At 69.5% G+C, this 19,263-nt stretch carries 14 protein-coding genes; 11 read left to right on the forward strand and 3 right to left on the reverse strand.

All coding sequences use genetic code 11. The features are described from left to right. Nucleotides 1-29 precede the first annotated feature (29 nt). Nucleotides 30-2,540, reverse strand: coding sequence for a DUF5060 domain-containing protein (locus tag Pla133_RS04940; RefSeq protein WP_145063065.1), 2,511 nt, complete (start codon nt 2,538-2,540; stop codon nt 30-32). 292 nt (nt 2,541-2,832) lie between these two features. Between Pla133_RS04940 and Pla133_RS04945 the strand changes: the two genes are divergently transcribed. The 8 genes from Pla133_RS04945 to Pla133_RS04980 all read left to right on the forward strand — a co-directional run bounded on the left by Pla133_RS04945 (nt 2,833) and on the right by Pla133_RS04980 (nt 13,672). Next, complete coding sequence (locus Pla133_RS04945) at nt 2,833-3,540, forward strand: nitroreductase family protein (RefSeq protein ID WP_145063067.1); 708 nt, start codon at nt 2,833-2,835, stop codon at nt 3,538-3,540. 29 nt (nt 3,541-3,569) lie between these two features. After that, nucleotides 3,570-4,658 (forward strand): DNA adenine methylase, encoded by a 1,089-nt coding sequence (locus Pla133_RS04950; RefSeq protein ID WP_145063069.1) that lies wholly within the window; start codon nt 3,570-3,572, stop codon nt 4,656-4,658. A gap of 407 nt (nt 4,659-5,065) precedes the next feature. Next, nucleotides 5,066-5,665: an RNA polymerase sigma factor gene (locus tag Pla133_RS25965; protein WP_419192146.1), complete on the forward strand. Its 600-nt coding sequence runs from the start codon at nt 5,066-5,068 to the stop codon at nt 5,663-5,665. Then, nucleotides 5,665-6,990: an anti-sigma factor family protein gene (locus tag Pla133_RS04960; protein ID WP_419192147.1), complete on the forward strand. Its 1,326-nt coding sequence runs from the start codon at nt 5,665-5,667 to the stop codon at nt 6,988-6,990. The genes Pla133_RS25965 and Pla133_RS04960 overlap by 1 nt, the downstream gene beginning before the upstream one ends. Nucleotides 6,991-7,124: 134 nt before the next feature. Beyond that, a complete protein-coding gene (locus Pla133_RS04965) occupies nt 7,125-8,294 on the forward strand; it encodes a PDZ domain-containing protein (RefSeq protein ID WP_145063075.1) in 1,170 nt (389 codons plus the stop codon). A gap of 320 nt (nt 8,295-8,614) precedes the next feature. Next, the gene (locus Pla133_RS04970) at nt 8,615-10,966 is read left to right on the forward strand and encodes a hypothetical protein (RefSeq protein ID WP_145063077.1); all 2,352 of its coding nucleotides are present in this window, start codon (nt 8,615-8,617) and stop codon (nt 10,964-10,966) included. Between the two features lie 57 nt (nt 10,967-11,023). Beyond that, nucleotides 11,024-12,169, forward strand: coding sequence for a Gfo/Idh/MocA family protein (locus Pla133_RS04975; RefSeq protein ID WP_145063079.1), 1,146 nt, complete (start codon nt 11,024-11,026; stop codon nt 12,167-12,169). A gap of 312 nt (nt 12,170-12,481) precedes the next feature. Then, nucleotides 12,482-13,672, forward strand: a complete 1,191-nt coding sequence (locus Pla133_RS04980; protein WP_145063081.1) for a Vgb family protein — start codon at nt 12,482-12,484, stop codon at nt 13,670-13,672. A 24-nt stretch (nt 13,673-13,696) separates the two neighbouring features. Here the strand turns inward: Pla133_RS04980 and Pla133_RS04985 are convergent, their stop codons facing one another. Beyond that, nucleotides 13,697-14,320, reverse strand: coding sequence for a nucleotidyl cyclase domain-containing protein (locus tag Pla133_RS04985; RefSeq protein ID WP_145063083.1), 624 nt, complete (start codon nt 14,318-14,320; stop codon nt 13,697-13,699). Nucleotides 14,321-14,558: 238 nt separating this feature from the next. On the opposite strand from Pla133_RS04985, the gene Pla133_RS04990 reads away from it, so the two are divergent. The 3 genes from Pla133_RS04990 to Pla133_RS05000 all read left to right on the forward strand — a co-directional run bounded on the left by Pla133_RS04990 (nt 14,559) and on the right by Pla133_RS05000 (nt 17,664). Next, entirely contained in the window at nt 14,559-15,602 is a 1,044-nt protein-coding gene (locus Pla133_RS04990) for a sugar phosphate isomerase/epimerase family protein (protein ID WP_145063085.1), read from the forward strand. 86 nt (nt 15,603-15,688) lie between these two features. Beyond that, nucleotides 15,689-17,017: an MFS transporter gene (locus Pla133_RS04995; protein WP_145063087.1), complete on the forward strand. Its 1,329-nt coding sequence runs from the start codon at nt 15,689-15,691 to the stop codon at nt 17,015-17,017. Then, nucleotides 17,014-17,664 carry an ankyrin repeat domain-containing protein gene (locus tag Pla133_RS05000; RefSeq protein WP_145063089.1) on the forward strand — a complete coding sequence of 217 codons (651 nt, stop codon included), beginning with the start codon at nt 17,014-17,016 and terminating at the stop codon, nt 17,662-17,664. Before Pla133_RS04995 ends, Pla133_RS05000 begins: the two co-directional genes overlap by 4 nt. Nucleotides 17,665-17,930: 266 nt before the next feature. On the opposite strand, the gene Pla133_RS05005 is transcribed toward Pla133_RS05000, so the two are convergent. Beyond that, complete coding sequence (locus Pla133_RS05005) at nt 17,931-19,088, reverse strand: thioredoxin family protein (protein ID WP_145063091.1); 1,158 nt, start codon at nt 19,086-19,088, stop codon at nt 17,931-17,933. Nucleotides 19,089-19,263 lie beyond the last annotated feature (175 nt).

A 19,263-nucleotide genomic window follows, 5' to 3' on the forward strand; every position in this document is an offset into this window, starting at 1 on the left:
CACGGGCAGCTCGCCCGTCAGCGCGCGAGCTACGGCACGAACTCGACCGACACCGGGTTGCTGACGGCGATCGGGAACTGGAGGCTCGGCACGATCTGCCCCGCGCCCCACGCGTACCAGATCTTCAGGCCCGCGATGGCCGGGGAGGTCGCCGGCGGCACGGTCAGCTGGGCGGTCGCGCGTCCCGCGCCGTTGAGGAGACCGAACGCCGGCGTGAGTCCCATCAACCCCGGCGACTGGACTGCGCCCCAGAAAAAGTTGTCGGCGACCAGCGGGATGGTCAGGCCGCTGAGTCCGAAACCGGGCGAGGTGCCCGAGGCCGAGGCCATGAACGAGTAGGCCTTGAAGGCCAAGTCAGGCGAGCCGTTGACCTCGAGGGACAGGGTCCCGCCCGCGGAGACGGACAGGCTCTGTGCGGTGGCCCACAGGGGCGGGCGCTTGACGACCGCGACCCAGTCCTCCTGGATCGGGTCGGGCGCCGAGGGCAGGTCCGTCCAGCCGCCGCCCATCAACATCGTCGAGCCGCTCTGGAACTGGCCGCTGCGCGGGTCGTACCAGGCCAGCTCGAAGGTGCCTGGGTAGCCGCCCAGGTCCAGCTGGATCGTGCCCTGAGTGTCCGCGTTGGGCAGGTAGATGGCGTAGGCCTCACCGGGCAGGGCGAAGACCTCGCCGCCCCCGTGGTCGAGAGGCTCGCCGGCCAGGGCCTGGTCCATCGGCTCCATCAGGTGGAACGGCAGGGTCTCGAGCACCTCGCGGGCGTACTTGGTGGCCAGCCAGATCTCCTCGCGCGTGCGGAAGTCCTCGACCGAGAGGTCGCCGCCGATCGGTGGCGCATGGGCGCCCAGGTACCACTCGAGCTGGCCGCCGGAGAAGTAGATGTCGTAGAGCACCTCCTTGCGCAGCTCCTCGGCGTTGTCCGGGCCGGCCCCGATGTCAGCGGGGTTGTTCTCGTCCATGTCGATCACCCATGGCTTGCCCGCGGTCTGGGCTCGCCAGTACTCGACGGTCTGTCCCGCGGCGGCGGGCAGGTACTGGATCGACGTGGCGCTGAAGTCCGGGTTGCCGAGCAGGGGGCCGTAGAGAATGCCTTCGGCGAAGGGCTTGTTGTGGACGGCGATGGCGTGGTCGTACGCGTCGAGGCCGGCCAGGTAGGCGGCCATCTCCTCGAGCACCGCCTGCGGATAGTCGTTCTCCTCCGACAGGCACCACTTGATCGCGTTGTGGTGGGCGAAGCGGGCTACCAGCTCGCGCATGAACAGCTTGCGTTCGACGCCCAGGGTTCCGAAGTCGAGCCAGGTCTCGTTCTGCGGCTCGGTTTCGGCCAGCACCATCAGGAGCTGGATGCCGCGCTCCTGCGCGTGGCGGAAGACCGCCTCCCACTGGTACAGGCGTGCGATGTGGTAATGCGTCTTGTCGTAGGCCGTGTTGGCGTGGCCGATGAAGGGCGACACGTCCTGGCCGTCGCCGCCCAGGTTCATGGGCAGGAAGTAGACCGAGTTGACGCCGACGCTGGAGAGGTAGTTGAGCGCGCCCATCAGGTTGCGGGACACGCTGACGTCCGCGCCCAGGTCGCCGGCCAGGGGCAGCTCGCGATCTTGCAGGGTCCAATCGGAGGCGTGGGACTCGTAACGGTGCACGAGTCCCTTCGACCCGGGTGCCTTCTCGACGTCCGCAAAGCCGGCGAAGGACAAGAGGTTCTCCGGACTGTCGGCGCCACTCTTGATCCAGAAGCCCCCGTCGACCTGGCGGCGGTAGTGAAGGCCGACGTCGTCCAGGCGTCCGTCGCGCAGGAATCCCGGCGCGGCTAGGTCGCGGGGCGCCACGGTGAACACGCCACTGGCCCCGTCGAAGGACACAGGCGAGCCGGCGAGGGGGTCCGCGGCGACGGCCACGTCGTCGCCAGAGCGGAAACTCGCCTCGAAGGTCCAGACTCCGGCCATGTCCGGCGTGAGTCGGACCTTCCATGCCTGGCCCACGCCGCCCCCGAAGCCGTCGCCGTCGAAGAACCCGGGCACCTGCAGCTCGGAGCCATCCGGGCGCAGGAAGGTCACGTCGAGCCGATAGTCGAGGAACGGGTTCGGCGAGTCGAAGGTCATGTTCGACAGGGGCCCCTTGAACCACAGCTCGGTCGGGTGCCACTTCATGGGCTTGCCGAAGAGCAGGGCCTGGCCGATGTTCACGCCCAAGTTGGCGTCGCCCCGTCCGGCGCCGTCGGACTCGCCCTTGGGGCTGAGGATGAGTTGAACGTCCAGGGGGTCAGCGGCGCTCACCTCCAGCGTCGGCTCGGGATCGGTCGGGCCCGAACCCGCGGCGAAGCTGCCCCCGGAGATGGTCCAGTTGAAGTCGAACTGGCCGGGATCGATTGCAGAGCCGTCCGCGTGGGTTGCCGCCAGGTCGACGGCGGTGGTCGTGCCGATGGGCACGGCCACGGGAGAGAGGGTCACCCTGGGCTTGGGATCGACCTGCGGGCTCGCGGCGGCCAAGGCCGTCGACAGGAAGACGAGGACCGCAGTGCGGGCCCCGAGGCTTGCATCGTGCATGACGTTCTACGTGGTTCCGGGATGGGACCTGTGATCGCGTGCACCCGATGGCAAGGGGGGAGCGGGCGCGAAGCGTGGCAAGTGCTTCGACAGGTGGGGAGCGCGGAATGAGGGGGAAGCCCACTCCGAAACACAGCCTGTTCACCAAGCAGGAACGAGAACGCCGTATGTCCTCGATTTGACCGCGGCCTTACTCTGGCTGGGACAGCCGTCGCACTCACGCGCCTGACATTCCGTTCACCCTGTCGGCGGCGATCACGTCGCGACTTCGAGAATCAGATCGACTGGAACATTGACAAGCCCTGCTGGATTCGATCCCGAGGCCGCGCCGCGCTTCGTTCCCTTCGAGGATCGCTATCAACCCGCCGAGACTCCCGAAGCCGCGGCACGCGCCTTCTACGACGTGCTGCGGCGGCGTCGGTCCGTGCGTGAGTTCTCGGACCGGCCCGTATCGCGTGAGACGATCGAGTGGATCGTGCGCAGTGCCCACTCGGCGCCCAGTGGCGCGAACAAGCAGCCCTGGCGCTTCGTGGCCGTGTCGGATCCGGGCTTGAAGCACGAGATCCGGCTGGCGGCCGAGGCGGAGGAGCGCGAGTTCTACCGCCAGCGCGCCAGCGAGCGTTGGCTCGCGGACCTCAGTCCCCTGGGCACAGACGAGGACAAGGCCTACCTGGACGTGGTTCCTTGGCTGATCGTGGTCTTCAAGCTGTCGCGCACCGACGACGACGGGCAGGTGTACTACGGCGAGGAATCGGTCGGCATCGCCACCGGCTTCCTGCTCGCCGCCGCCCAGCACGCTGGCCTGGCGACCCTGACCCATACCCCCAGCCCGATGCGCTTTCTCGGCGAGCTGCTCGGCCGACCGGCCCACGAGCGCGCCTACATGTTGATTCCGGTCGGCTACGCCGCGGACGATTGCCAGGTGCCGGAGCACGCCCTGTACCGCAGGCCCCTGGACGAAGTCCTGATCTTCGACCGCGAAGGTCGCCCGCGCGCCTGAACGGCGCGCCTGCTCCGATCGGACCCATCGTGATCAAGTACCTCGGATCCAAGCGACTTCTGCTGCCGGCCATCGTCGGCGTAATCGAGTCCCTGCCGGGGGTTCGTCGCGTCGCCGATCTCTTCTCGGGTACGGCCCGGGTGGGGCACGCGCTCAAGGGCGCGGGCTTCGCGGTCCATGCCAACGACCAGCTCAGTTACGCGGAGCACCTGGCGCGCTGCTATGTGCAGGCGGACGCCGAGGTCTGGGGGGAGCGCGCGGAGCGGCTGCTAGGCGAGCTGCGGCACGCCGCGCCCCGCGCCGGTTGGTTCACCGAGGACTACTGTGTCGAGGCGCGCTACTTCCAGCCGGAGAACGGCGCGCGCATCGAGGGCGTGCGCGAGGCCATCGCGCGCCTCGAGCTCGAGCCGGAGCTGGAGTCCATCGCCCTGGTTTCGCTGATGGAAGCAGCGGACCGCGTCGACTCGACCACCGGCGTCCAGATGGCCTACCTGAAGCAGTGGGCCCAGCGGGCGGGCAACCCGCTCGACCTGCGCCTGCCCGCGGTGCTGCCGCGCGCGGCCGCCGGGCCCTGCACCTCGAGCCGCCGCGACGCCCTCGAGCTGGCGGCCGAGGTCGACGCCGATGTCGCCTACCTCGACCCGCCGTACAACCAGCACAGCTACCTCGGCAACTACCACGTGTGGGAGACGCTCGTGCGATGGGATCGACCCCCGGTCTACGGGATCGCCCGCAAGCGCGTGGATTGCCGCGAGCGCAAGAGTCCCTTCAACCGCAGGCGCGAGGCGGCACCGGCTCTGGAGCAGGTGATCGACCGGCTCGCCACGCCCTACGTGGTCGCCTCGTTCAGCAATGAGGGGCACGTCAGTCGGGACGAGCTCGAGGCGCTCCTGGGCCGCGAGCGGCGGGTGCACGTCCTGGCCCGGGACTATGCCCGCTACGTCGGCGCGCGGATCGGCATCCACGACCGGCAGGGGCGCCGCGTCGGGCGCCCGGGGCACCTGCGCAACACCGAGTTCCTGTTCGTGGCCACGCCGTTCGACGTGGATTGGCAGCCGGCGGGTCTGGAAGGCTTCGAGCCCTCTGGTGGGCCCGTCGACCCGGTTCGCGAAGCCTGAGGACCCTGCCGCGGGGATCGCTGCGGCCGCGGCTGCCGTCCAGGGGCAAGGCTGTTCCCGCGAGGGAGCGCTCCGTGGCGAGCGAGGATCGGTGGCAGGCTTCGCAGTGTGGGGTCGAGGGCTCGGCACGGCCCTTGCGATGGGTCGGGCGCATCGACGGGGCTGGACCGCGGGCCGAGTTGGGGAACCGACTCGCGGCAATCCGGCGCCGCCCGCGCCCCTGGGGGTGCGGGCAAACTCGGGCCGGCGCGGACACGTGGGGTGACGCGCTGGCCACCTTTCCTCCGAAGGGCCAGGCCGCCCGGATCGGGAGGGCCGGGGCAGCTCGCGCCGGGGGCTCGTGCGGATCGCCGAGATCGTGGAACTTGGGGCGCCCCCGGGGCGTAACCCCCGCGACGGCCCCCCCCTTGGAGTCCCTACCGACCCCGACCGACGAGGCGCTCGCCGAGCGCGCCCAGGACGGTGACCTCGATGCATTCGAGGCGCTGGTGGTGCGTCATGGGGGGGCGCTGATCGGAGCCTTGGAACGGATGTTGGGCGACCATCACCATGCCTGCGACGCCGCCCAGGACGCGTGGATCAAGGTCCACCGCGCCCTGCCGAGCTACCGTCGTGGCGCGCGCTTTCGTCCGTGGCTCTACGCCATCGCCCTCAACCAGGGGCGCGACGCCCTGCGGGCGCGCAAGCGGCGACCGGGGGGCTCCGACGCGACGCTCGAAGTGCTGACGGCTCACCCCGGCAGCGACCCGGACCTCGGCAGCCCCGAGCGCGCGGCGATCGCCGCGGCCCTGGGACAGGTCGACACGTCTTACCGCGAGGCCGTGATCCTCGTCGACGTGCTCGGGCTCGGCTACGCGGAGGCGGCCGCAGCCCTCGAATGCGCGGAGGGCACGGTCAAGTCCCGCGTCCACCGGGGCCGGGTGGCCTTCCGCGACGCCTACGAGCGCGTGACCGCGCCCCCGCCTCGGCCCGCCGCGCTGAGAACACTTCGTGGAGGCAACGCCTGATGAACTGCGACGAGATCCGCGCCTGGCTCCCGGCCCTGCGTGACGACGACCTGGCCGCGCGAGATCGGTCAGAGGTCGAGGCCCACCTGAGTTCGTGCTCCGCTTGCGCCACCGAGCGGGTGCGGCTGGACGAGCGCATCGACCTTCTGGCCGTGGACGTCTCGGCCACGGCGCCCCGCGCCCACGTCGATGCGGTCATGGCCGCCGTGGCGCGTGAAGCCCTCGGGCGAGATCGCAGGCGGCCGCGGTGGTGGCTGGTCACCCACGTGGCTGCCGCTGCGGCGGGGATCCTGATGACCTGGAGCGTCGGTCGATTCGGCTTCGATTTCGGGGTGGGCGCCGGGAATGGGGGAGATGGGAAGCAACAACGCTCGCACGACGTGGCGGACTCCGACGCCGGTGCGGAGGTCTCCACTGGCGCGAGCATCGCCATGGGCGGAGACCGACTGACGGTCCAGGGCGCGGTCGCTTCGGATCCATTGCAGGTATATGAACCACCGCGGTCCCCCGCCCACCCAGGGGGGACGGATGGAGACGGCACGGGTTACACCCCAGGTCTCGCAAATCTCGTCGCGCACCACCCGACGCAGCGTCGATCGAACGCGGCCGCTGAGTCCGTTCACACGCGCGTGGTGACCGTTCCCGTTCCCCTTTGGCTCGCCGCGCCGGGTCGCGGGGTCGCATCGGCGCCGCCTGTCGCGTCCGACGCCCGTGCCGATGTCAGCGAAGCGGAGCTCCGCCCCTACCTGGAACCCCTGCTCGCGGAGGGCGTGGCTCTGCTCGCTCAGATGGCGCGGGCCGTCGAGCGCGCGACCTTCCCTCCCGAGGGGGTCGACCCGACCTTGCCCGACGATTCGGAAGCTGCACTGGCCCGGAGCGGGCAAACCTCGGCGCCGCGCCCGATCAACGGCCTGCCCAGCGGCAGGCCGAGCCCGAGCCTGGCCGACGTCGAACTCGAACTCGAACCTCGGCGCGGGCCGGTCACGGTGCGGCGCGATGGCGATCGGATCGTGCTCGGAACCCGGGGTGAGCTGGACGAGGTCGTGCCGGCACTCCTGGCGCTGTTGAGCGACGCGGACCCGGCGGTGATCGAGGTCGTCGAAGGGCGCCTGCGTTCCATCGCCCGCGATCTGGATCGTCCTGCACCCAGTACCGAGCTCCTGACGGGAGACGACGCCGATCCCTGGTGGCGCTCCGCCCGCGCCGCGGTGGCCGACCGGACCCTGCCCTCGCCGGAGTTGGCTGCAATCGATCGGGCCGACGCCTGGGAGGGTTGGTGGCGCAGCGTCGATCGAGCCAGCGGCCGCTCCGCGCGGAGTTTCTGACCGGCCCGCGCCCGATCACCCGACTTCCCGGGAACCGTCGAAGGCGCCGTCGCGTACACCTGCTGTTCCCCGAGCCCCCCGCTGCCACCGACCGAACCGGTCGGAGGGCAGGTCCCCCGACTCAAGAGATCGCCGTGTTCCGCATCCTCGCCATCTGTCTCCTGGCCCTCTCCCAGATCGCCTGTGTTTCGTCGCGCTCGATGCGCTTCTCGACGGACGACACGCTGCTCGGCGTCGAGAAGCGCGACGACGGGTCCACGGTGACCTGGCGCCTCAGCGTCGGGCGCAGCGGCGGACCGAAGGTCGAGAAGACCGTCACCGAGACGCGTGAACTGGCGCTGCTCGGAGTTCGCAGCCGCTCCATCGGCGCGACGAGGGCGGATCGCTACGGCATCGATCCCTGGAGTGGCGTCTGGCTCGATCGGGTCGACACCGACCTGCCCGCCCACGATGCCGGACTGCGCTCGGGCGACGTCCTGATGAAGATCGGCGACGTTGCGATCTCGTCGCCGGACCAGATGACGGAGGTCGTGGAGCAGGCTCTGGTACCGGGTACGTCGACGACCGTGACCTACATGCGGTTCGTGGGCGAGGAGCAGACGAAGGAAGTCCGCACCGCGGAGCTGACGCCTCAGGCGAAGGAGGTGACCGAGTCCTCGACGGATTCGATCGCCCTCGAAACCTCGGTCGCGGTGCAGAACCTGACCGGGTTGCGGGTCGCCCACCTGCCGGCGGACATCGCCTCGCACGCGCTGAAGCTCGATTCGGGCACGATGTTGATCGCCGGCGTTCTGCCGGGCTCGCCGGCCTACATGAAGGGCTTGCGAGCCGGCGACCGCATCATCGAGGTGGATGGTCAGCCCGCCGACTCGCTCGGCACGCTGGTCGCCGCGGTTCTGGCGCGGGCGGACGAGAAGGGGCTCAGCATCGCGACCGACGAGCGCAAGGGCCTGCCCGGACCGCGCGCCGGGGACGGCCCGGTGGGGCTGCGAGTCGAGGGACCCCTGGGGGTGCTCAGCACTGAGATCGACATCAGTGGTCGGTTGTCCGAGGAGGGCGAGATCGACATCCCGATCCTGTTCGAGTGCGACTCGGACATCAGCTCCACCCGTTGGTCCTTCCTCGACTTCATCTTCCAGTTCGGCGCGAACTACCGCGGTTACTACCTCGAATCCCAGTCGCGCAAGCCGGCCAAGTACACGTTCTTCTCGATGCTGCCCTTCGGCTTCTTCGAGGTCGAACGCCAGCCGGGGCACTCGCGCTACTGCATCTTCTGGTTCATCGAGTGGGAAACGGGGCATTGAGTTCGGCGTGCTGAGGACGCCGCGTTGCGCGCGTAACGTCGGTCCCGGTGCATCGATCGCGGCGCGTCGGTCCGTCGCAGCGACAGGAGACTGCGTGAGGCGGCCGGTTCCCCAGGGGGCCGGCCGTTCAGCATTGGGGAGGGCGAGATCTGCTGTTCTGGGCCGTTCGGGTGTAACCACGGAGCGTCCCGTCCGTCCCCCCCTGGTGGGCGGGCGGGGGCCCGCGGTTATTCTGATGCACGAACGCCGCGGAATTGCGCTCGCCATTCCGGACGGAGACCTGCGCGGCCATCGAATCGACAGTCAAGAGGAGACAGGGAATGCGTTCGACTGCGTCCATTGCGGTAGTGACCCTCGTGCTCGGCCTGGTCGTCGGCGTCTTCGTCGGCAGGGTCGTTCTGGGCGGTGGCGTCAGCGCGGCGAACGCCTTGGTGGAGGAGTCCCTGGCGGCGGGCCCGGCCATCGCGGCCGGCCCCCGAGCGGGCGAGCAGGGCACCGGCGCAGCACTCGCGGCACCGACCTCCGCCTCCGGTGCGGTCCCTGTCGGATCCGACCTTCCGCCCGTCGACGACGTCGCGGCGCGAAGGGCGGCGGAGCGGGCCATCGCGCGGGTCGAGGTCGAGGCGAGCTCCGCGGCCACCCAGGGCGATGGAGCGATCTGGGGTAACGTGCGCAACGATCGAGGTGAACCACTCGCGGGCGTACTGATGCGCCTCACGCCCGGTTCGCGCCTGGGGATGGTGCAGGCGGCGGACTCGACCCTGGGTGCAGCTCCGGCGCGCTTCTCGGCGGACACGCTCGAGGCCAGCGCGCGCCGACAGATGCAGAGCGATCGCGACACGCGCGAGACGCTGACCCTCGTCGATGGCAGCTATCGCTTCGAGGGTTTGCCGGATGCAACCTGGGGTCTGGGTGGGTACCTCGAGGGTTGGGGCATCGAGAAGCTGCACCGACGCGTCTACTCCGTCGTGACGGGTAAGCCCGTGGATTTCGTCGCAGTCAAGCGCGTCCCGGTGTCGGTGCGAGTACTCGGGACCGATGGCTCCGAAGTGTCCGAGGCCCTGGTCTCGGTCGTCGAGGGCGAGTCCTCCCGACCCTCGAACTACGAGCTGACCGGCACAGCCTCCACGCTCTATCTGGCGCCGGGGGAGTATGAGTTCGTCGCCTCCAGGGACGTGGAGCAGGCCTTCTTCAACGCCGGGGTGGTCCTGGCGCAGGAGCGATCTCCGAGCGTCGCACTGCGCCTGCTGGCGGACCAGGCCGAGGCCGAGGTGGAGTTGGCGCTGGCACCTGCCAGTGCGATCTGGGGCTACGCCACTTTCGCAGTGCCGAACAACGACATGGCCAGGGTCAGTCTGGTGGAGATCGGGGAAGACGACGATCCCCAGCAGGCGCCCCAACCGGACACCTCATCGCCGCAGTTCCTGGAGGGTGGAACGGGCTTCGGGTTCGTCGACGTCGAGCCTGGCCGCTACGTTCTGATCGTCTCCCTGGGATGGAACTCAGATCCCGCGCACCGCGAGGTCATCGAGTACGCCGGCGGCCTGCTGCGGCACGACTTCGTTATCGACAACGAATCGTCCACCGCCGAGCGCGCCCTGCGGATCACGGCGCTCGGGCCGGAGGGTGCGCCTCTTCGATCCCTGACATTCACCGTCGGCTACTCCAGCTCGAGCGGCAGGTCTTCGTCGTCGGGGATCAGGTCGACCTACCTGGCGGGCATCCACTCGATCCTGATCCCGGAGAGGTTCGCTACGCCGGGCGAGAACGCGGGCGATACCCATTGGGTCGATGTCAAGTCTGCGGGGTTCGGCACCCAGCGCGTCGTCGTCGAGCCACAGGTCATGGACTACAGCGTCAGCTTCGGCGAACCCGCCTACATCGTGGCGACGGTGCGCGGTAGCAACGAGCGCCCGGCGGCGACGAAGCTCGCGATCCAGACGACAGCCGTGAACGAGCAGTCGAACAATCGCTCGAGCTTCGGCGATTCAATCGACGTGGGTCGAGACGGGAGCGCGCGGATCGGACCCTTGACCGCCGGACTCTACCGAGTCGAGTTGCAAGCGGTCGACGGCAGTGGGCCCTTCGGCGGTGGTCGACTCACCCTGCTCGATTCGCTCGAGATTGAACTCGGTGCGGGAGACAACGCGCTCAGCCTGGTCGCGCCCGCGATCCACCGCCTGACCGTGAATGCGCCGGACCTCGGGAGCGAGGGCCATTTCGCCCTGGTGGCGGACGAGGGCGCCGGTGCTCGACCCAACTACGGATGGGCCCAGATCGAGGATGGGAGCGCGACCTTCGAGTCGGTGGTGGCCGGTAGCTATCAGCTCCTGTTGAACGGCAGGCGCGAGCGGTTCATGGACATCACGGTGCCGCCGACGGAGGTGACCTTCGTCGGATCGACCGCCGTGGCCATGGAGGTGCAGATCAGCGATCCGGGCGCTCGGCTGGGCCTGCTCGGACTGCGGAGCGGTGATCGGATCGTCTCCATCGACGGCAAGTCCGCGGCGGAGGACGACTGGCAGGGCCTCGTGGAGGGGTGCCTGCGAGTCACCTCGGGCGAGTACACGCTGGGGGTAGAGCGATCTGGCTCGAGGATCGAGCTGACCTTCGACGCCAGTGAAGTCGAGGAGACCTCGTTGGGGGGCAATCTGGTGCCGCGGGCCCAGTGAACCCGGTGGTTCGGCCCCTCACGCGCCGGTTCCCCGGACGTTAGGCTCTGCCCTGCCATGAGCCAGAAGATCCGCGTCGCGATGCTCGGCCAGCAGTTCATGGGCCGAGCCCACTCCAACGCCTTCCGTCAGGTGGGTCCCTTCTGCTCCCCGCCGTTGTTGCCGGAGCTCCACACGGTGGCCGGTCGCGACGGGGCGAGCTTGACGGAGTTCGCGGCACGTTTCGGCTGGGCCAACACGACCACCGACTGGCGCACGGCCGTGGTGGATCCCGAGGTGGACCTGGTCGACGTGGCCACACCGAACTTCCTGCATCGCGAGCCCTCCGTCGCGGCCCTGGAGGCGGGCAAGCACGTGCTGTGCGAGAAGCCCCTGGCCGGCAGCTTCGAGGACGCGCGGGCCATGCGCGACGCCGCCGCGGCTGCCGCGGGCCGGACCTTCGTGTGGTTCAACTACCGCCGCTGCCCCGCCGTAGCGACCGCCTGGAAGTTGGCCCGCGAAGGGCGGCTGGGGCGGATCTACCACGTGCGCGCCACCTACCTGCAGAACTGGGGCGGGCCGCAGACGCCGATGAGCTGGCGTTTCGATCGCGAGCTGGCCGGATCGGGCGCCCACGGGGACTTGAACGCGCACCTGATCGACCTGGCGCGCTTCCTGGTCGGCGAGCCGATCACCGAGATCCACGGCGCCACATCCAGGCGCTGGGTCGAGTCCCGGCTCGACGGCGCGACGGGCGAGCGGCGCCCGACCAGCGTCGACGATGCGCTGCTGTTCACCGCGGGCTTCGCCGGAGGGGCGGTGGGGAGTTTCGAGGCCAGTCGCCTCGCCAATCCACACCAGAACGCGAACTCGATCGAGCTGAACGGCGAGCTGGGCTCGGTGCGCTTCGACTTCGAGGACATGAACCTGCTGCATTTCTGCGACGCCTCCGACGGGGCGCGCGAGGGCGGCTGGCGCCGGATCATGTGTACCCACGCGGGCGAGCACCCCTACGTGGAGCACTGGTGGCCCGACGCGCACCTGATCGGTTACGAGCACACGTTCACGAACATGGTCTCGGACGTGCTGCGGTCCCTGGTCGGCGAGGAACCGGTGGTGCCCCTGTGCGATTTCGCCGACGCCTTCGAGACCCAACGGGTGCTCGAGGCGGCCCTGCGGGCGGTCGACGAGCGGCGCGCGGTGATGCTCGACGAGGTCTCCTGAGCGAGGGGGCTCGAGGACTGGTCAGGTGCTCGCGTGGCGGACCGCCAGGGCGGCGGGGCGGGCCGGCCGGACCCATCGACGACGCGGAGTTTTCGAGAGCTCGTGCGTAACCTCGGCGGCTCCGATCCGTCCCCCCCGACGGGCGGGCGGGGGCCCGCGGCGGTCAAGGCGTCGCGATGATCGCCGCGCAACCGACAAGCGTCGCAGCGTGAGAATCCCCGGTCGGATGAAACGCTTGGCTGTTGGGCCGGTACCTGTTTCGGGGCGTTCCACTCCACCTCCTGGCCCGAGCCTCCTCACCGAGACCGACGGATGATCTTCACCTCCGCTCTGCTGCTTTCTCTCTGGCCCATCGCCCCCGCGGCCGTGCCCCAGGAGCTGCTGGTCAGTGGCTACAACTCCGACGCCCTGCACCGCTTCGACCTGGCCAGCGGAGCTCCGGCCGGCGTTCTGGGCGCCGTGCCCGGGGCGCAGTCGGCCCGCTATGGCCCCGACGGAGACCTGTACGTGGTGTCCGAGAAGTCCTCGCGGATCCTGCGTTTCGACGGGCATACGGGCGCCGCGCTGGGTGAGTTCGTGGCGGACGACCCGCTGACGCCGATCGACGAGACGGGGGGGCTGACGGCGCCGACCGCCGCCGCCTTCGGGCCGGGGGGCGACCTCTTCGTCGCGGACTTCGCGGGGGACTGCGTGATGCGCTACCGGGGCAGCGACGGCGCTTTCCTCGGGATCTTCGTCAGCGCTGGTGACGGCGGCATCGATGGCCCCGACGCGGGCATGGTCTTCGGCCCCGAGGGTGACCTCTACGTTCCCGGCTTCAACTCGAACAACGTGGCGCGCTTCGATGGGCAGTCCGGCGCATTCGTCGAACAAGCGATCCCCGCCGGCGGCGAGTTGGCGAACCCGCGCGCGATCCGCTTCCGCGACGACGGGTGGATGTATGTGGCCAGTTGGGCCAACAGCCGAGTGCTGCGCGTGCCCCCCGGCGGAGGACCGGCGGAGCTCTTCGCCCAGACCCTGCGACCCACGGGCTTGGTCTTCGATCCCTTGACTGGCGACCTGTTGGTGACCAGCGATCAGCACAACGGGGTTCGACGCTACGCGGCGGACGGGACCTACTTGGGGAAGTTCATCCTCGGCAGTGCTTCAGGTGTCGATGGCGCGACGTGGCTGGCGATCCTGCCTGACCCGCGCCTGCGCCTCGGTTGGCTCGAGCCGGGGAGCGCCGGAGTGCAGAACGAGATTGCGATTCGCAATGGGACGGCCGGTGGCGCGCTGCTCCTGGCGCTGGGCTTGGCGGGGGATTCCCTGGGCCTACTTGGCTGCCCGGGTGCCTACCTCGGCGTGGCGTCGCCGGTGCTCCTGCCGCTGACGGCCGATGGCGAGGGGGCGGCGGTCGTGACGGCGTTGCTCCCTGGCGCCCTGTCTGGCACGACCCTTTGGCTGCAGGCCTTCGACGGGGCGAGCTGCCGCACCTCCTGGGCCGTGACAGCCTCGCTCTGACAGCCCGAGAACCCGGGCGCGGGCTCAGGTGCCGATTCGGGCGTTGAGGGTGTCGCGCTCGACGACGCGCCGCGCGCTCCCGCCCACGCCCGCAGCCTGTTTGGAGCGCGAGACGATTGGGAAATCCTCGGCGCCCTGGGCCAGGGCCAGGGCCTCGCAGGCCAGGTCGTAGAGTTCGCCACCCCGCATCAGGATGCCTGGCTCGGCGCTTGCGACGCCGATAGCGATTTCCCCGGGACCTGCGACGCGATCCGCCAGGGGCAGTTGATCGAGCTGGGCGAAGACACGCGCGGCCGCGGACTCCGCACCGCCCAAGGGAGTGCTCGGCATCAGGACCAGGAACGACCGATCGTCGAGCTGGCACGGGAAGTCCGTGTCGCGCGACTCGTTCCGAAGCACCCTCGCGACTCGGGTCAGCCCTTCACGCAGGGGCGACTCCTCGATCGCGAGCAAGATGCAGGACAGGGACTCGCCGAAGCGCGTGGCGCGGCGCGTCTCCTCGTAGAGCTTGTAGCTCAGGAAGTCCTGGTTGTAGAGACCGCTGTCGGAGTGGGTCAGGGTGTCGATCAGCGACAGGTGACCGGACTCGATCGAGGCCAACTCCATCAGCTCCTGGCGCGGGAGCCAACTGTGCCGAAAGTGTTGCATGGGGGGTCCCTCAGGGTGCAGGGGCAGGGTTCCCAGGAGGCGAACTCGTAGCAAGCACTTTCGTACAACGCGAGCCGATTCCCAAGCTCAGCCCGGGGCCCGGAATTCGAACGTTAGCGGGCAAGATTGCCCGATGCAGAGCCGAAGGCGGCGCGGTGACCGGAGCGCTAGAATCCCCCGTCGGCTTGTGCCCGTCGTGGGACAGCCGCCTCCCCGCGATCCGAGCGAAGTCACGACGATGACCCGACCTGTCTGCCTGTTCACCGGCCAATGGGCCGATCTGCCCCTCGAGGACCTGGCGCGCAAGGCTGTCCACTTCGGCTACCAAGGTCTCGAGTTGGCCTGCTGGGGCGACCACTTCGACGTGCACCGGGCGGCGACCGAGGCTGACTACTGCAAGGGGCTCTGGGAACTGCTCGGCGACCACGGCCTGGCCAGCTATGCGATCTCTTCACATCTGGTGGGTCAGGCGGTGTGCGACCGGATCGACGAGCGGCACCGGACGATCCTGCCCGAGCACGTCTGGGGCGATGGCGATCCGGAGGGGGTCCGCGGTCGAGCGGCCGAGGAGCTCGCGTTGACTGCGCGCGCGGCGAAGCGCTTCTTCGACGCGGCCCCGGCACGGGTCCGCGAGCACCTGGCGGCCAGCGGGCGCTACGTCGTCAACGGCTTCACGGGCTCGTCGATCTGGCACCTGCTCTACTCGTTCCCGCCCGTGTCGCCGGCGATGATCGAGGCGGGCTTCGCCGACTTCGGCGAGCGCTTCGGCCCGATCCTCGACGAGTTCGCCGCGAGCGGAGTCGGCTTCGCGCTCGAGGTGCACCCGACCGAGATCGCCTTCGACATCACCACGACCCACCGCGCGATCGCCGCCGTCGGCGGCCACGCGGCCTTCGGCTTCAACTTCGACCCCAGCCACCTGGCCTACCAGCAGGTGGACTACCTGCGCTTCCTGCGCGAGTTCGGGCCGCGCATCTTCAACTGCCACGTGAAGGACGTGTGGTGGTCGGAGTCGATGACGGCCACCGGGATCTTCGGCGGGCACACGGACTTCGGCAGCGACGGGCGCGCCTGGGACTTCCGCTCGCCGGGGCGCGGCCGCGTCGATTTCGAGGGCCTGATCCGAATGCTGAACCACATCGACTACCGCGGACCCCTGACGGTCGAGTGGGAGGACCCGATGATGGACCGCGAGGCGGGCGCCGCGGAGGCAGCGGCGTTCGTCAAGGCCCTGGACTTCCAGCGCTCCACGCGGGCCTTCGACTCCGCATTCGCGGAATAGGGTCCGGTCGCGGCCGCTCGAATCGTGTCCGGCCTCGCAGGTCGCTACCATGCGGCGGTCCCCAGCCCCTCCCTCCCAGGCCTCCCATGACCCAGTCCAGCTCCGGGCGCAGCGTGACCTTCCGCCTGTGCCTGATGATGTTCCTGCAGTACGCCGTTTGGGGAGCCTGGCTCCCGGTGGCGGCGCGCTACATGTCGGCTCCGGTGGCGGAGGGCGGCCTGGGTTTCACGGGCATCGAGATCGGGCAGATCCTCGGGTGGGCCGGTTCGATCGGCGCCATCTCCGCACCCTTCATCGCCGGGCAGATCGCGGACCGCTACTTCCGCGCCGAGCGTTTCCTGGCTCTGCTGATGGTGGTCGGCGGGGTGCTGAAGTGGTTCACGGCCGCGCAGACCAGCTTCCAGGCCTGGCTCTGGCTGTCGATCGCCTACGGCGTGGTCTTCATGCCGACCCTGGCCCTTTCGAACTCGATTGCCTTCGCCCACCTGCGTGACGCGACCGGCGAGTTCCCGAGGATTCGTGTGTGGGGCACGATCGGCTGGATCGCCGCGAGCTGGACCTTCCCGATGATCTGGCTCCAACAGAACCTGGATCTGGGCTGGATGCCGCCCTTCCTCAGTGGGCCGGAGGTCGAGGGAGTCACGTCCAAGCTGGCCAACGCCCTGCGCTTCTCGGGCGTTCTGGCCTTCGTCTACGCCGGCCTCTGCATGCTGCTGCCCGCCACGCCGCCCAAGCCGGGAGGAACTGACACCCTGGCCTTCGCGCGGGCATTCAGGTTGCTGAACAAGCGCTCGTTCATCGTATTGGTGGTAGCGAGCCTGGCGATCAGCACGATCCACCAGATCTATTTCCTGCAGACCGGGCCCTTCTTCAGCTCGATCGGTCTGCTCGACAGCGAGATCGGTCCGGCCATGACCATCGGTCAGTTCAGCGAGATCCTGATCATGGCGTTCCTGGGCTGGATGCTGATGACCTTCGGAATGCGGAACGTGCTGATGCTGGGGGGCGTGGCCTACTTCCTGCGCTACGGCATCTGGGCCATGACCGAGCTACCGCCCTGGCTGCTGGTGTCGAGCCAGTTGCTGCACGGGGTGTGCTACGCCTGCTTCTTCGCCTCCGCGTTCATCTACGTCGACCGGATCGCACCCGCCGACGTGCGGCACTCGGCTCAGACGGTCTTCGGGATCATGATTCTGGGCGGTGGGCCGGTGCTAGGCGGATTCCTCAGTGGCTACTTGGAGTCGCACTTCAGCGCCGGCAACGAGTCCTACTTCCCCGGCCTGTGGCTGACCCTCAGCCTGATCGGCCTCGCCGCGACGGTGCTGCTCTTGTTCAGCTTCCGCGACGAGAGTGAGCACATCGATCCGACGATCCCCGACCCCGAAGCCGAAGCCCTCGCCGGAGAGCTGGGATGAGCGCTGACCCCTGGGGTCAATTGCTGGAACTGTTCGAGGGTGGTGACGTCGGAGCGCTGCGCTCGGCCCTGAGTGAGCGTCCGGGGCTCGCGCGAGCCGCCGGGCCCTCGGGCGAGAGTGCCGTGATGGCCGCCCTCTACCGCGGCAGGCGCGACCTGGCTGAGGCCCTCGCCGACGCCAAGACCCCCCTGGACCTCTTCGAGCGCGTCGGTCTGGGGGACGGCCGCGGGGTCGAGGCGTTGCTGGACAAGTCCGCCGACGCCCTCGAAGCGGTCAGTCCCGACGGATTCACGGCGCTGCAGTTGGCCTGCTACCTGGCGCGCCCGTCGATCGCCGACATTCTCCTGGCGCATCGCGCGCCGGTCGACGCGGTGGCCACCAACGGCAGCGCCCTGCGCGCGATCCACGCGGCCGTGGCTGGCGGCGAGTACGAGTGTCTGCGGATGGTGCTCGAGGCCGGGGCCGAGGTCGACGCGGCTCAGAATGGTCGCATCACTGCCCTGCACGCCGCGGCCCATCGCGGCAACGCGCCCATGGTCCAACTGCTGCTGGGGGCGGGGGCCGACCCGCGCCGCCGGGACGACCAGGGGCGCTCGGCCATCGACCACGGGGCCGGGCACCCCGATGTGCTGGCGCTCTTCAATTGATGGCCCCGATTCGCTGACGGGCCCGTTCGATCGACGGGCCCAGCCCGAGCGTCGGTGGACTCGCGCGGGCGGGTCCCTACCGACGCCCAGGCTCGGCGCCGCTCTCTGGTGTCCTGGATCAGAAATTCGGCGTCACTTCCCGGGCTCCGATCGATGCTGGCTGGGCGCGCCGACGACGCGTATCCGCTGCGATCCTCGGAGGAGGCGCTGGCGACGCCAGCGGCGATCGGAGCCCGGGAAGTGACGCCGAATTCTGATCCAGGACACTAGCCCTCGATGGGCTGGGCGAAGGTCTCGGCGCGCGTCGCGTACTCCTCGTACTCCGGATCCAGTTCGCGGCAGCGCGCCGCCAGCTCGATCGCCGTGCGCGAGTCACCCGAGTAGTAGTGGGCCCAGGCCAGGCCGTCGACGTACCGCGCGAGGTAGGCCTTGTACGCACCCTCCGAGCCCGTCCAGCAGCGCTCCGGCGGCACCTCGTCGGACTCACCCATGTGGAAGCCCTCGATGAACTTCACGGCCTGGGCCGCGATGTCGACGGCGAAGGCGTAGTCCTTGGACGTGAGCTCGTCCTCGGAGCGCAGGAAGTACCAGGTGACCTGTTGGGACCAGTTGCACAGATCCGAGTCGGGCACGAACTCCCGTGAAGCCACCAATGCCTTGCGCGAGGCGGGCATGTCGCCACGGTTCGCCTCGAGGTTCGCGGCGCGGTTCCAGGCCTGGTAGCGCACCGTGTCCTGCTTGGACTTCTTGGCGAGCTTGTAGACCGGGTCCAGGTCCCACTGCTCCGGCTCGAGTTCCTCGCCGTCCTCGTTGACGGTGATCGACGCGACGACCTCGTCGAGCAGCACCTCGGCGCCGCTCAGGGTCTTGCCCTTCGGGTCGTCCTTACGGATCGACTGGCGCAGCGCCTCGGACTCCTCGAGCACGCCCACGTCCGTCAACTTTGCTGCCAGGGTCAGCCGCGCGGCGAACTGGCCCTCGCTCATGTCCTCGGTCTGCGCCAGGGCAGTGCGGAGGGCCGTGACAGTCCCTTCGCCCTTGAGGATGCGCTCGATCTCCCAGGCGAAGGCGTCGGGCGGGGCGTAGCCCAGGATCACGTCGTCGGGCTGGCCGTCGGGCCCGAGCACCAGACAGGTCGGCATGGTCTGGACGCCGAAGCGACGCATCAGGGCCGAACCCGGGCCGTCGCCGACGTTCGCGCTGACCAGCACCAGGTCGGCCAGTGCGGCTTCGCCGAGTTCGGACTGCAGGGTTTGACCGTACATGGACGCGCAGTGCTGGCTGCCGTCGGCCCAGAAGTAGATCAGCACCTGCGTCTCGGCGTCTCGGGCTTGGCCGATGGCCGCGTCCAAGTTGCCGTGGTGCCACTCGAGTTCGGGAGCGGGGCTGGCGGCCAGGGCCAGCAGGATGGATGTGGTGAGCATGGATCGCCTCGTCGGGGTTGCCGCGCCTGGCGCGGGTCTCGGGGGTTGTCTCGTCCGGGGGGGCATCCGGTGGGTGGCCGCTGGCCGCGGCCGGGGACTCAGGCGCCCCTCGATCTTCGCGCGATCGGCGCGCCGCGGCCTCCCCGGGTCTCGAAGTTCCTCGAACGGCGCGAGT

Source organism: Engelhardtia mirabilis, assembly GCF_007748095.1.
Lineage (GTDB): Bacteria > Planctomycetota > UBA1135 > UBA1135.

Bases quoted from the DNA above. Each gene is read 5' to 3' on its own strand.
- Pla133_RS04940 (WP_145063065.1), bottom strand. From the start codon at position 2,540: ATGCACGATGCAAGCCTCGGGGCCCGCACTGCGGTCCTCGTCTTCCTG.
- Pla133_RS04960 (WP_419192147.1), top strand. From the start codon at position 5,665: ATGAACTGCGACGAGATCCGCGCCTGGCTCCCGGCCCTGCGTGACGAC.
- Pla133_RS04970 (WP_145063077.1), top strand. From the start codon at position 8,615: ATGCGTTCGACTGCGTCCATTGCGGTAGTGACCCTCGTGCTCGGCCTG.
- Pla133_RS04975 (WP_145063079.1), top strand. From the start codon at position 11,024: ATGAGCCAGAAGATCCGCGTCGCGATGCTCGGCCAGCAGTTCATGGGC.
- Pla133_RS04980 (WP_145063081.1), top strand. From the start codon at position 12,482: ATGATCTTCACCTCCGCTCTGCTGCTTTCTCTCTGGCCCATCGCCCCC.
- Pla133_RS04985 (WP_145063083.1), bottom strand. From the start codon at position 14,320: ATGCAACACTTTCGGCACAGTTGGCTCCCGCGCCAGGAGCTGATGGAG.
- Pla133_RS04990 (WP_145063085.1), top strand. From the start codon at position 14,559: ATGACCCGACCTGTCTGCCTGTTCACCGGCCAATGGGCCGATCTGCCC.
- Pla133_RS04995 (WP_145063087.1), top strand. From the start codon at position 15,689: ATGACCCAGTCCAGCTCCGGGCGCAGCGTGACCTTCCGCCTGTGCCTG.
- Pla133_RS05000 (WP_145063089.1), top strand. From the start codon at position 17,014: ATGAGCGCTGACCCCTGGGGTCAATTGCTGGAACTGTTCGAGGGTGGT.
- Pla133_RS05005 (WP_145063091.1), bottom strand. From the start codon at position 19,088: ATGCTCACCACATCCATCCTGCTGGCCCTGGCCGCCAGCCCCGCTCCC.